This is a genomic window from Arthrobacter sp. NPDC055585, from assembly GCF_053619115.1.
Map to the genome: position 1 here is coordinate 18650 of NZ_JBSHIT010000009.1, position 13044 is coordinate 31693.

The following is a 13044-nucleotide window of genomic DNA, read 5'->3' on the forward strand; positions in this document are numbered from 1 at the left end:
GGAGGAACATCATCCAGTGTGATCCACCACACTTATTATGTCTACGACCTAATTACACATAGACTATGTAGCTCTTTTACATGATCGGGGAAGCGGTCGGCAGCACTGACTCGCTGAGCTCCAGGACTGCATCGCGCGCCTTGGAGCCCGGGCGGATGGACCAGGCAAGGCCGTGGTTCATGTACTGCGGTTTGCCCGCCAGAGGGACGTAGACCGCCCCCGGGGGCAGCATGGAGGATATTCCTTCCGTCAGCACTGCCACTCCGATTCCGGCAGCCACAAGCATCATCACCATGTACGGATCAGTGATGGCCTGCGCCACCCTGGGATAGAAACCCGCCTCCGAGCAGGCCCGCATGGTGCCCTCATAGAGGACAGAGCCGGCGCTTCGGGGAGGCAGGATGAAGGACTCGTCTGCGAGCGCAGCAAGGTCAACGGACTCCCTGTCCGCCATCCGGTGCCCCTCGGGCAGAACCACTCCGAACGGCTCCTGCGCCAGCAGGCGGGCATTGATGCGGGATGAGTCAACCGGGAGGCCCACGAAGGCCAGGTCCAGCGAGCCCGATTCCAGCTGCTGGACGGCGTCCTGCGTCATGACGCGGCCTACCAGGGTCAGCGCTATCTCCGGATAAACCTGCTGCACTGCCCGCGCCAGCGGGGGAAGTGAGAAATGGTTCAGCACCCCGGTAAAGCCCAGGGTGAGGTTGCCGTAAACCTGGCCCTGCGGCAGCTTGACAGCCTTGGCAGCGACGTCCAGCTGCGCCAGGACCTCGCGGGCATAGGGCAGCAGGGCGTGACCCGGCGCGGTTAGCTCCACAGAGCGGGTGCTGCGGTGAAACAGCTCAGCACCCAGCGAGCGTTCCAGCTTGCGGATGGTCTGGCTCAGCGGAGACTGCGCCATGCGCAGCCTGGCTGCCGCATTGCCAAAGTGGAGTTCCTCTGCAACAGCTACGAATGCTTCGAGCCAACGGATTTCCACGAGTACCCAAACCTAACGCTAGACCGCCCCGGATTCCCTCAGCCTACCGGGTGCCCCTGCCTCAGCGACCGCGTGGCGGGCTGCCGCCCATCCGAACGTCAGGGCAGAGCCAACCTGCACTCCGGCACCGGGGTACTCCGAGCCCATCACAGAGGCGGCATCATTTCCGGCGGCATAGAGACCGGCTACCGGGTTTCCCCGGGCATCCAGCGCCTGCCCGTTGCCGTCCGTGAGTATTCCGTAGGCGGTGGCAAGCGGCGTCGGCACCACAGCCATGGCATAGAACGGAGCTTTCTGCACCGGCCCAATGTTCGGGTTGGGTCCGTGCCCGGGATCCCCTGCCGCCCTGCCAAAGGCCAGTTCACCCTTGTGGAAGTCTTCATCCACCCCGGTGGCCGCAAAGCCGTTGTACCGCCGGACAGTGGCTTCCAGACCCACCGGATCGACGCCGATGCGGGAAGCGAGCCCGGCGAGGGTGTCCGCTTCGTACAGATACCCGTCCGCCACATATCTCTTCAGCGCAGCGCGGGGCAGATGGGGCATGGTAATCATGCCCAGTCCGTACTTGGCGAGGGTACGGGAGTCCACCACAAGCCACGCGGGAATGGCGGAACCTCCGGGAGAAGCAAACATAGCGCGCACAAAGCGGTGGTAGGAGCAGGACTCGTCAGTGAACCGCCTGCCGTCGGCCCCAACAGCAATGACGCCAGGCCTGGCACGGTCCCAGATATGCGGGAAAACCACCCTGGAGCCGTCGGCACGGCGGCCGATCGAACTGGGGAACCACAGCGCATTCTCGCCGTTGTCGCGGCCAAGTGCGGCCCCGGCAGCCTCCGCCAGAGCAAGCGTGTCTCCCGTGGCGCCTTCCCCGGCCCGCGAGTACTGCGGGGTTGGTTCGGGCATCAGCTCGGCACGCATCCGTGCGCTGTGGGCAAAACCGCCGGCCGCAAGCACTACTCCGCGCCGCGCCCTGATCCGAAGGCGCCTGCCCTCGTGGGTCACCAGGGCACCTGCAACGCGGCCGTCCTCAACGAGGAGCTCGCCGGTGCGGGCACCAAACTTGAATTCGACCCCGCGCCGGCGTGATTCGTAAAACAGCCTGGCCACCAGGCCGTTGCCCATCACCAGCCGGGTCCCCCGGGGACGCGTGAGGCGGTCCAGTGCCCACCGGGCACCAAGCCCGGCAGCCAGGGAGACTGCCCTCGCCCGGTCCGCCAGCGACCCGCTAAAGAGCTTGAGCAAGGCGGCAACCTCGGCACGCCGGAGCATCAGGGTTCCACCCATCAGGGCGAACTCCGGCACCGGTGGACGGACGCGGCGAAAATCTGACCTGTCCAGCAGGCGGCCGTCGAAGGGATCCGGCTCCAGTGCCCGCCCTGTTGCCCCCGTCTCGGGCAGCTCAGAATGATAGTCCACCACCGCGGGAGAGTGCCGGAAGGTCACACCAAGCTTCTGCATCGCGTCCAGCATCCGGGGGGCCGCCTCAAGGTAAGCCAGCCAGCCGTCGCGGGGCGCCTTATCCCCCACGACTGCATCCAGATAACGCTCGGCGCGCTCCTGGTCGTCATGGATTCCCTGCTGCCGCTGGAACCGGTTGTCCGGCACCCAGCAGGTCCCTGCAGAGTAGGCCGTGGTGCCGCCCAAATACTCGGTTTTCTCCAGGACCAGAACGGATACGCCCTCGGCAGCTGCGGTCAACGCTGCGGACAAACCGCCCGCCCCGGCCCCCAGGACCAGAAGATCGATTTCCTGATCCCAATGTTCTGCTGAGGTGGACGGTTCCATGGTTCTCCTTCGAGCACGCCTCAGCGTGCGTCGCCTGCGCTCTGTAGTCCCCAGTATGAGCGCGAAACCATGTAGCGTCCATGACTAATTAAGTCATGGATTATGTGCAGGGCAGAGACAATCCCGAGGGGCTGTCCCGTGCACCTGCCCGCTAGATATTGGTGCGGTGGAAGTTCTGGTAGCTGCGCGACGCCGTCGGGCCGCGCTGTCCCTGGTAACGGTTGCCGTAGGCACCGGAGCCGTAGGCATGTTCCGCAGGCGAAGTGAGCCGGAAGAAGCACAGCTGCCCGATTTTGGATCCGGGCCAGAGCTTGATCGGCAGGGTGGCCATGTTGGAGAGCTCGAGCGTCACGTGGCCCGAGAAACCGGGGTCGATGAAACCGGCAGTGGAATGGGTGAGCAGGCCGAGCCGTCCCAGCGAGGACTTGCCTTCCAGCCGGGCAGCGACGTCGTCAGGCAGCGTGACCTGTTCGTAGGTGGACCCCAGGACGAACTCACCCGGATGCAGGATGAAGGGTTCGTCCGGATCCACTTCCACCAGGCGGGTCAGCTCCGGCTGGTCCAGGGATGGATCGATGTGCGCGTACTTGTGGTTGTCGAAAAGACGGAAGTAGCGGTCGATCCGCACGTCGACGCTGGAGGGCTGGACCATGGCCGGGTCATAGGGATCAAGAACGATCCGCTGGTCTGCAATTTCGGCTCGGATGTCGCGGTCAGATATCAGCACCTTCTAAAAATAGCGCATCCCTATGCCTGCTTGATTTCGGTGCGGACCGCATAGAGCTCGGGGAAAAACGTCAGGTCCAGGGCGCTGCGCAGGAAGTGCGCACCAGAGGAGCCCCCGGTGCCCCGCTTCATTCCGATGGTCCGCTGGACAGTAAGCAGGTGGCGGAAACGCCACAGCTGGAAGTTGTCCTCCAGGTCCACCAGTTCCTCACAGGCTTCGTAAATGTCCCAGTTCTCCGCCGCGTTTTCATACACACCCCGGAATATGTCCATCAGGGCCGCGTTGAAAACGTGCGCCTGCGTGACGTCGCGTTCAAGCAGTTCCTGCGGCACCGGGTAGCCGCGGCGGCTGAGCGCGGCGATGAACTCGTCGTAGACGCTGGTGGCGGCCAGCAGCTCCGCAAGCAGTGCCTGGGCCTGCGGATCGGAGCGGAATACCTCAAGCATGGCGGCGTTCTTGTTTCCCAGCAGGAACTCGACGGCGCGGTACTGGTAGGACTGGAACCCGGATGAGGCTCCCAGCTCGCCCCGGAACTCGGCGTACTCCGACGGCGTGAGGGTTGCCAGGACAGACCACTGCTCGGTCAGCGACCGCTGGATGTGCTTGATCCGCGCGATCCCCTTCATCGCTGCACGCAGGTCATCCGCCATCAGCCGCGCGCGGACTCCCCGGAGTTCATGCAGGACAAGCTTCAGCCACAGTTCGGAGGTCTGGTGCTGGATGATAAACAGCATCTCGTCGTGGTGGCTGCTGACCGGATGCTGGGCTGAAAGCAGTTCATCAAGTCCCAGATAGGAGCCGTAGCTCATTTTCCGGCTGAAATCCCGCTCAATTCCCGGCTCCAGGTCCCTGGTGTTCCGGTCTACGCTCATCGCTGCTCCGTTGCTGGCTGGTTCGCTGCCTGTGCTTGGTACCGCTGTGCCGGCTTCCGCACTCACTTCACGGTAACCGGAGCGGTGCACCATTGGCTTCTGCGCCACGGGCAGGCTGTGGAAGACTGGCCGTTTATGCATCCGACCCTCCAGAGGAGGTCCCCTTGGACAACGGCACCGATAACAGCACCAGCGGCATCGAAGACGGCAGCCAGGAAACAGGCACCCCGGCAGGCGCCCAGCCCGGCTCACCTGTTCCCGACACGGAGCTGGAGCAGGCCATCGTGGACGGCCAGGCGGGGACCATCAGCAACCGGGATGTCATTACGGCCATCTGGAACTCGGAACTGCTCAGTGTGGGCCGGCTGACCGTCGAAGACGACCCCGCCAGCTTCCAGGCCCTGGTGCTGAAGTCGCCGGAAGGCGCCGCTCCGGTCGCAGCAACCTTTACGGACGCCAAGCGCATCCCCCCGCGCATCCGTGACACTGCGCCGATCATGGTCAAGGCATCCGGCGAGGCGACACTGCGCAGCATCGCTCCGGGTTACGGGCTGGCCATCAACCCCGGCAACGCGCTTGGACTCGAGCTGGGACCCGAGGGCGTCGAAGCCGTTGTTGCGGCCTTTGACGGTGCGCCTTCAGCACGCCCGGACGCCTCCGCCGGCTAACCTGCCTGGCCCCTCCGCAGCGGCCCGGCCGTACTTTTAGGTTGCCCTTTGGCCAACAGGGCCCGGTTTTGCCTGCCTCGGCCTTGCCGTGGGGGTGGCGGCGCATAGTCTGGGGAAACTCACTACAGATGGAGGGCTGTAAAGTGACCTGTTTCCCAGCTTCCTCAATGAATTGCTCGATCGTTCCGCCGTATCTGCTCTCCCGGATCGCTGAACGTCCCGACCGGCTTGCCGGCGCTGCCGACGCTGCCCGGCGCACCCTGATGGAGTTCAACTCCGTCGCGGAAACCCGGCAACTCGGCCGCACCGCCAAAGCGCCGTCATCCGGTACCGCCTTCAGCCCCAAGCTCCGCCGCACCGTTTTTGACGCGATGCAGCGCCAGGAGCTTCCCGGAAAAGAAGTGCGTGCCGAGGGCGCTCCCCCAACAGGGGATCCCGCAGTGGACGAGGCCTATGACGGCCTTGGCGCCACCTACCATCTCTTCGAGGACGCCTACGGACGGGCCTCCGTGGACGGCGCGGGGCAGCCGCTCCTGGCTACCGTGCATTACGGGCGGGACTATGACAACGCGTTCTGGGACGGTGCGCAGATGGTCCTGGGTGACGGAGACGGAGAAGTCTTCGAACGGTTCAGCAAGTCCCTGACCGTGATTGGGCATGAACTGACCCACGGCGTCATCCAGTACACCGCCAAGCTGGTCTACCAGGACCAGGCAGGTGCCCTGAACGAGTCCGTGGCCGACGTTTTCGGCAGCCTGGTGGAACAAAAACTCCTGGGACAGACCGCGGAGGAGGCTTCCTGGCTGATTGGCGAGGGCCTTTTCACGCCGGAAGTCAGCGGCTCGGCGCTGCGGTCCATGGCCGCTCCCGGAACGGCGTACGACGACGACGTCCTCGGCAAGGATCCCCAGCCGGCCAACATGTCCGGTTACGTGGAAACCACCTCGGACAACGGCGGTGTTCACCTGAACTCAGGCATCCCCAACCATGCCTTCTACCTCGCGGCCATGCGGCTGGGCGGCTACGCCTGGGAACGCGCAGGCCAGGTCTGGTATGACACCATCACTGAACCGAATTTCCCGGCAGACTGCAGCTTTGCGCTCTTCGCCTCCGCCACCATTACGGCGGCTGAAAAGCGCTACGGTGCCGGGAGCGTAGAAAGTTCTGCTGTGCAGGCCGCATGGCAAGAGGTTAATGTCATGGTATGAGACTGGTTGTGGTGCGTACCGGAGGTATGGCTGGCATGCGACGCACGTGGAGCAGCGAGGTGAGTTCCGAGGAAGCCGAGGAACGCTGGCTTCCGCTGCTTCAGGACCCGCCGCAGGAGTCCGCTGACGGTGCCGACCGGTTCACCTATGAGATCAGCGTTGGCCAGCAGGCCGTCACCATTCCCGAGACTTCACTCAAGGGACGGTGGAGGGAGCTGGTGGACCGCGCCAGGGACGGCGAAGAGGCCCGCCGGGCCTAGGTTTCCGCCTGCCGATTGGGTGACGGTTCGAAGGCAGCTGCACCACTGCAACGGGTTTATGCTGCTGGTGCCCAAGGCATGTAAAGTGGTTTGTTGTGCCGGTGGTTCACCGGAACATGCGGGCGTAGCTCAATGGTAGAGCGCTAGCTTCCCAAGCTCGATACGCGGGTTCGATTCCCGTCGCCCGCTCCAGCGTGATGGCTTCACTGACACCCCCGGTCTGCGGACCGGGGGTGTTTTTGCTGCCGGAAGGCACCCTGCGGGCGGGCGTACACTTGAACACGCTATGAACCGGAAAATGTTTAAGTCCAAGATCCACCGGGCCACCGTTACCCATTCAAATCTCCACTACGTCGGATCCGTGACTGTGGACGAGGACCTGCTTGACGCAGCGGATATTCTCCCCGGTGAGCTGGTTGCGATTGTGGACGTGGACAACGGTTCGCGTCTGGAGACCTACACCATCGCAGGCGAACGCGGTTCGGGCGTGATCGGCATCAACGGTGCCGCGGCACACCTGGTGAACATTGGCGACAAGGTCATTCTGATCACCTATGCGGACATGACCACCGAGGAAGCCCGCTCCTACGTCCCGGTTGTGGTCCATGTGGACGCCGACAACCAGATCCTCGAGCTGGGCAGCGATCCGGCTGAAGCGCTCACACCGGGCACCGAGCGTCCGCCACTGGCGGCATCCCGCTCCTAGGACTGCCTCCATCCACCCTCCCGCCAACGGGGGCCACGGGAGCCTTTGGCCCCGGGAAAACTACCGGCAGTTACTGGGCACTACTCGCGTTTTGGACCGCAGCGGGCGGATCCTACGCACCCGTTTCCCCTCCCGGACACGGTTGAATAACGGTTAGCACCCCTGCCACCTGAGGTTTCGCGGGTTTACCCGGGGAACTGTGGCGCAATGCACCTTGCAGGGCATATGGTCGATCGAAAGGTTGCTGAGCTTCCTTTCGCGGAACATCACTGAAGTCCGTGCCTACGACGAGGTGGAGGCATATACCCATGCCACAAGGTGCAAAACATCACGGCAGACGCCGGATGAAGAAATCTGCAGCCGCGGGGTTCGCCCTCGCCGTCGGTGCCACTCTGCTGGCTGGCTGCAGCTCCGATTCCGGCTCTGCGCCAACCCTGACGTGGTACATCAACCCGGACGACGGCGGGCAGGCCGAACTCGCGAAGCGCTGCTCTGACGCTTCGAACGGGGCGTACACCATCGAGACTTCGCTGCTCCCCAACGATGCACCGTCGCAGCGGGAGCAGCTGGCAAGGCGGCTCGCTGCCGGAGACACCAGCATGGACATCATGAGCCTGGACCCGCCCAATGTCCCGGAATACGCCGAACCCGGCTACCTCGCGCCGATCCCGGACGACGTGCGGGAACGGACCACTGCAAACGTCCTGGAAGGTGCCCTCGCCGGTGCTACGTGGAAGGACGAGGTAGTCGCCGTTCCGTTCTGGGCCAACACGCAGATCCTCTGGTACCGCAAGTCCGTGGCCGAGGCTGCCGGGCTCGATATGAGCCAGCCCGTCACCTGGGACCAGCTGATCGAGGCCGTAGCCGGCCAGGACAAGTACCTCAGCGTCCAGGGCGCCCGGGCGGAATCCATGACCGTCTGGGTGAACGCGCTGATCGAATCAGCCGGTGGGCAGATCGTGGAGAACCCGGACGCCCCTGCTGACGAGATCCGCCTCGGCATCGACTCCGATGCAGGCAAGAAGGCTGCGGAAATCGTCTCCACCATCGGCAAGGAAGGCCTCGGCGGCCCGGGTCTTCCGACCCAGACTGAGAACTTCTCGATGATCCAGTTCCAGGGGGACAAAGGCGCCTTCATGGTCAACTATCCCTTCGTCTGGCCTGCGACCAACGCGGCCGTCGAGGAGGGCGCCCTGCCGGCCTCGCTGATCGATGACATTGGCTGGGCCCTCTATCCGCAGGTCAACGAAGGTGAGGAGACCGCTCCCCCGCTGGGCGGCATCGACCTGGGTGTGGGCTCGAAGAGCAAGCATCCGGATCTGGCCTATGACGCGATCGAGTGCATTGTCAGCCCCGAAAACCAGGCCTTCTACTTCGCGACGAACGGCAACCCGCCTTCCAACCCGGACGCGTACAACGATCCGGAAGTGGTGGACACGTTCCCCATGGCAGGGACGATCCGTGAGTCGCTCGATTTGGCCAAACCCCGCCCGCAGACTCCGTACTACAACGAAATCTCCACCGGCATTCAGCAGACCTGGACGCCGCCCCAGGACGTCAACCCGGACACCACTCCGGAAACCAGCCAGCAGTTCATTCTTGAGGTCCTGAAGGGAGAGAGGCTGCTATGAGTACGTCAGTCGAAACACGTGCCGCCGCCGGCGGCAGTCCCAAGGGACGGAAGCCCGGGCTGAGCGACCGGGCCAAGGCTGAACGCCGGCTGGGGTTCTGGCTGGCCGGGCCGGCGTTCATCATCATGCTGGCTGTTACGGCCTACCCCATCCTCCTGGCGCTCTGGGACTCGCTCTTCAAATACCGCCTGACTGCCCCGGATGACAGGGAATTCGTCTTCCTCAGCAACTACGCCACCATCCTCACGGACGAAGTGTTCTGGCGGGACCTGGGCGTGACCCTGCTGATCACGGTGGTCACTGTGGTCATCGAACTGGTCCTCGGCTTCGCACTCGCCATGGTCATGAACAGCGCACTGAAAGCCGTCCGCGGCTGGCTGCGCACAGCGATCCTGGTTCCCTACGGCATCATCACCGTGGTGTCGGCATTCGCCTGGTTCTACGCCTTCGATATCAACTCCGGCTACGTGAACCACTGGTTCAGCTGGGTCCCGGGCATCAGCACCGACCTGAACTGGTTCGCGGACTTCGGCACCGCCATTACCGTGATCATGGCTTCGGAAATCTGGAAGACAACGCCGTTCATCTCCCTCTTGCTGCTGGCCGGCCTGGCACAGGTGCCCGGGGAACTCACGGAAGCGGCAGAAGTCGACGGCGCTACCTGGTGGCAGCGGTTCTCCCGGGTGATTGTGCCGAACATGAAGGCGGCCATCATGGTGGCTGTCCTGTTCCGTGCACTGGATGCCTTCCGCATCTTCGACAACGTCTACATCATGACCAAGGGCGCGTACGGCACTGAAACCCTGTCGCTGCTGGCGTACCGCACATCCATTACCCGGCTGGAGATCGGTATGGGTTCGGCGGTGTCCGTCCTGCTGTTCCTCTGCGTGATCCTGATCTGCTTCGTAGCGATCAAACTCTTCAAGGTGGACCTGACCGGCGCACGAGGGGGCAACTAAATGAAATCGTCACCGATACGCAGGCGCATAACCTGGACCATCATCTCGATCCTGGTCATCATCTACGCGCTGTTCCCGGTCGCATCCATCTTCGCGACGTCGTTCAAGCTTCCCAGCGACCTGACCTCGGGCACCTTCCTGCCGACGACCTGGTCCACGGTGAACTACGAACAGATTCTGGTGGGGGATGCCCAGGAACTGTTCCTCTCGGCGCTGCGGAACTCGATCGGCATCTCGCTGATCGCCACGTTCATCGCCGTCGTGCTGGCCACACTCTGTGCCTACGCGATCGCCCGCCTGGACTTCCCGGGCAAGCGGCTGGTGCTGACCACGGCTCTTGGCGTCTCCATCTTCCCGGTGATCTCAATCGTGACCCCGCTGTTCAACCTCTGGCGGAACATCGGTCTCTATGACACCTGGCCCGGATTGATCATCCCCTACCTCTCCCTTACCCTTCCCATTTCCATCTGGACCCTGGCAGCGTTCTTCCGCCAGATTCCATGGGAGCTGGAGCAGGCAGCGCAGGTCGACGGCGCCACCACCTGGCAGGCGTTCCGGAAGGCGATCGTTCCGCTGGCTGCCCCCGGCGTCTTCACCACGGCGATCATCGCGTTCTTCATCGCCTGGAACGACTTCGTTTACGGGATCTCACTTACCTCAACCTCCGCTGCACGGCCGGTGCCGGCGGCTCTGGCCTTCTTCACCGGCGCTTCCCAGTTCGAGGCGCCAACAGGAGCAATTTCCGCGGCGGCGATCATTGTGACCATCCCGGTCGTTGTACTCGTACTGCTGTTCCAGCGACAGATCGTATCCGGACTAACCCAGGGCGCCGTCAAGGGCTAGCCCCCAGACGCACGGTACTAGAAAAGGAGCCATGAGCATGGCATCTATTACGCTCAACCATCTCGTCAAGAAGTACGGGGACGGCTTCCCGGCCGTCAACGACATCAGCCTGGACATTGCCGACGGTGAGTTCATCATCCTGGTGGGCCCCTCCGGCTGCGGCAAGTCGACCCTGCTTCGGATGATCGTGGGCCTGGAGGACATCACCTCCGGTGACCTGCTGATCAACGGGGAGCGCGTCAATGACAAGGCTCCCAGGGACCGGAACCTGGCCATGGTGTTCCAGAACTATGCCCTGTATCCGCACCTCACGGTGTTCGAGAACATTGCCTTCCCGCTCCGGCTCAACAAGGGCAAATACTCCGATGAGGAGGTCAAGAAGCTGGTGAACGACGCAGCTGCCACCCTGGAGCTGACCGAGCATCTGGACCGCAAGCCTGCGAACCTGTCCGGCGGACAGCGCCAGCGGGTGGCCATGGGCCGTGCGATCGTCCGCCAGGCCGACGCTTTCCTGTTCGATGAGCCGCTCTCCAACCTGGACGCCAAGCTCCGCGGACAGATGCGTTCGGAAATCTCGCAGATGCAGCGCCGCCTAGGCGTCACCAGCATCTACGTGACCCACGACCAGACCGAAGCCATGACGCTGGGCGACCGGGTTGCTGTCCTGAAAAAGGGAATCCTGCAGCAGGTGGCCTCTCCCCGGGAACTCTACGAACAGCCCATCAACCTGTTTGTTGCCGGCTTCATCGGATCCCCGTCGATGAACTTCCTTCCCGCAACGATCAAGGACGGCAACGTCCTTGAGACCGCGGTGGGTGACATCACGATTCCCGAGGACAAGGCAGCCAAGGCCGCGGGAAAGAAAGTTGTGCTGGTCGGTATCCGGCCGGAGTTCTTCGAGGATGCTTCTCTCGTTGAAAACGACAAGAAAGCCCATGGCTCCACCTTTACCGCGCCGATCACCCACACCGAATGGCTCGGCAACGAGCAGTACGGCTACATCCACTTTGATCCGACGCCGGAAGTCCGGGAGCTCCTGAACAACCTGGCCCGGGACATGGATGCCGACGAGCTGCGCCCGCAGATCGTGGTGACGCTCGACGCCGCCAGCCGGGTGCGCGGTGGCCGCGACGCCGAGCTGTGGCTGGATACGCGCAAGATCCACATCTTCGATCCCGAAACCGGCGACAACCTCACCCGGGATCCCGAGGCAGGCGCAGAGCTGACCGAAGAAGCCAACGAGCGCCGCGCCGAAGAAATCGCCATGGCGCACGAGGAAAACAAGGAAGCAGCAGCCACCAGGGCTGATTCCTAGACTGCTGCGCAGGCGACCCGGGAACCGCCCGCTGCGGCTCCCGGGTCACTTGTGTCCAGCAGCGGCAGGTAACGTAAGAGCGTGCAGGCATCATCACCGGTAATCAAGGCAGTCACCATCTGGCTCACTGCCCTCATGCTCACCATCGCGGCCGCCGTCGTCGTCATCTGGCTTGTGAATGCCAAGGTCTACGGTCCGGCCAAGCAGGTGGAGAACTATCTCCAGGCGCTCCAGGACGGCGACGGAGCCCTGGCTCTGGGGATCCTCAATGCCGAGGTTCCGGAAGCCAACGCGGCGTTGCTGGACTCGGATGCGCTGCGCGCTTCCACTCAGGACCTGCAAGTGCTGGACATGGAGGAAGTTCCCGCGTCCGTAGACGGCCGCACCAGTGTGGTGCTGAGCTATCGACTTGGCGATGCCCAGGGCAAGTCGACCTTTGAGCTGGAGCAGACCGGCACCCGCTGGATGTTCTTCGACGAGTGGTCCTTCCGGCCGCAGGACCTGCCCACTGTGCAGATCACCGCGCCAAACCAGAACGAAGCGGAGCTGAACGGCACCCGCGTCCTTCTGCCCGAAGGAACCAACACCTTCGCAGCGTTTTATCCTTCCCGTGTAGCTGCTTCCTACACCAGCGGCTACTTCGAGGCACCGGAGCAGGCAGAACTGCTCTCAGGACCCGGGGACACGATGCAGATGACCCTGCGCAGCCAGGCTACGGACGAGCTCGTGGAAACCGTCGACGCCCGCGTCCGTGAATTCCTGGACAGCTGCGCCGGTGAACAGAACCGCCTGGCTCCTCCGGGGTGCCCGTTCTACCACCTCACCGAGAACCGCGTAGAGCCGCCGATCACCTGGGAGATCCTGGAATACCCCACCGTCGAGATCTCCCCCGCCGACGGCCACTGGGTGCTGGCGCCGCTGGAAGGCAAGGCGCGGGTCAGTGCAACCCAGACCGACCTCTTCTCCGGAGCGCAGAGCCCGCTGGTGGAGGAGAAGGAGTTCTCCTTTGGCGCCAGGCTTTCCATCACCGACGCCGGAGTCTCCCTCACCGCCGTCATCGACTAGCCCGTCCTCTTCATCGAGATAACAGA

The 13044-nt window shown here is 63.5% G+C and carries 13 protein-coding genes and 1 tRNA gene; 10 read left to right on the forward strand and 4 right to left on the reverse strand.

All coding sequences use genetic code 11. From position 1 onward, the window contains the following. Positions 1 to 76 precede the first annotated feature (76 nt). The 4 genes from ACWGQ2_RS14780 to kynA all read right to left on the reverse strand — a co-directional run bounded on the left by ACWGQ2_RS14780 (position 77) and on the right by kynA (position 4363). Positions 77 to 979 (reverse strand): LysR family transcriptional regulator, encoded by a 903-nt coding sequence (locus ACWGQ2_RS14780; RefSeq protein WP_452018568.1) that lies wholly within the window; start codon positions 977 to 979, stop codon positions 77 to 79. An 18-nt stretch (positions 980 to 997) separates the two neighbouring features. After that, positions 998 to 2764 (reverse strand): FAD-dependent oxidoreductase, encoded by a 1767-nt coding sequence (locus ACWGQ2_RS14785; RefSeq protein ID WP_452018570.1) that lies wholly within the window; start codon positions 2762 to 2764, stop codon positions 998 to 1000. Between the two features lie 151 nt (positions 2765 to 2915). Then, the gene (dcd, locus tag ACWGQ2_RS14790; protein WP_452018572.1) at positions 2916 to 3491 is read right to left on the reverse strand and encodes a dCTP deaminase; all 576 of its coding nucleotides are present in this window, start codon (positions 3489 to 3491) and stop codon (positions 2916 to 2918) included. 20 nt (positions 3492 to 3511) lie between these two features. Further along, on the reverse strand, positions 3512 to 4363 hold the full coding sequence (kynA, locus tag ACWGQ2_RS14795; protein ID WP_452018840.1) for a tryptophan 2,3-dioxygenase: 852 nt from the start codon (positions 4361 to 4363) through the stop codon (positions 3512 to 3514). 164 nt (positions 4364 to 4527) lie between these two features. Here kynA and ACWGQ2_RS14800 point away from each other — a divergent pair, with 164 nt between their 5' ends. The 10 genes from ACWGQ2_RS14800 to ACWGQ2_RS14845 all read left to right on the forward strand — a co-directional run bounded on the left by ACWGQ2_RS14800 (position 4528) and on the right by ACWGQ2_RS14845 (position 13018). Beyond that, the gene (locus ACWGQ2_RS14800; RefSeq protein WP_452018574.1) at positions 4528 to 5031 is read left to right on the forward strand and encodes an SseB family protein; all 504 of its coding nucleotides are present in this window, start codon (positions 4528 to 4530) and stop codon (positions 5029 to 5031) included. A 167-nt stretch (positions 5032 to 5198) separates the two neighbouring features. Next, the gene (locus tag ACWGQ2_RS14805; protein ID WP_452018576.1) at positions 5199 to 6239 is read left to right on the forward strand and encodes a M4 family metallopeptidase; all 1041 of its coding nucleotides are present in this window, start codon (positions 5199 to 5201) and stop codon (positions 6237 to 6239) included. Next, a complete protein-coding gene (locus tag ACWGQ2_RS14810; RefSeq protein ID WP_452018578.1) occupies positions 6236 to 6499 on the forward strand; it encodes a protealysin inhibitor emfourin in 264 nt (87 codons plus the stop codon). The genes ACWGQ2_RS14805 and ACWGQ2_RS14810 overlap by 4 nt, the downstream gene beginning before the upstream one ends. Before the next feature lie 118 nt (positions 6500 to 6617). After that, positions 6618 to 6691: transfer RNA gene (locus ACWGQ2_RS14815), tRNA-Gly, on the forward strand. Positions 6692 to 6785: 94 nt separating this feature from the next. Further along, positions 6786 to 7205 (forward strand): aspartate 1-decarboxylase, encoded by a 420-nt coding sequence (gene panD, locus ACWGQ2_RS14820; RefSeq protein ID WP_452018580.1) that lies wholly within the window; start codon positions 6786 to 6788, stop codon positions 7203 to 7205. Positions 7206 to 7549: 344 nt separating this feature from the next. Next, positions 7550 to 8836: an extracellular solute-binding protein gene (locus tag ACWGQ2_RS14825; protein ID WP_452018582.1), complete on the forward strand. Its 1287-nt coding sequence runs from the start codon at positions 7550 to 7552 to the stop codon at positions 8834 to 8836. After that, a complete protein-coding gene (locus ACWGQ2_RS14830) occupies positions 8833 to 9795 on the forward strand; it encodes a carbohydrate ABC transporter permease (protein WP_452018584.1) in 963 nt (320 codons plus the stop codon). Before ACWGQ2_RS14825 ends, ACWGQ2_RS14830 begins: the two co-directional genes overlap by 4 nt. Then, on the forward strand, positions 9796 to 10638 hold the full coding sequence (locus ACWGQ2_RS14835) for a carbohydrate ABC transporter permease (RefSeq protein ID WP_452018586.1): 843 nt from the start codon (positions 9796 to 9798) through the stop codon (positions 10636 to 10638). A gap of 37 nt (positions 10639 to 10675) precedes the next feature. Then, complete coding sequence (locus ACWGQ2_RS14840; protein WP_452018842.1) at positions 10676 to 11953, forward strand: ABC transporter ATP-binding protein; 1278 nt, start codon at positions 10676 to 10678, stop codon at positions 11951 to 11953. A gap of 81 nt (positions 11954 to 12034) precedes the next feature. Then, a complete protein-coding gene (locus ACWGQ2_RS14845) occupies positions 12035 to 13018 on the forward strand; it encodes a hypothetical protein (protein ID WP_452018588.1) in 984 nt (327 codons plus the stop codon). The last annotated feature ends 26 nt before the right edge of the window (positions 13019 to 13044 follow it).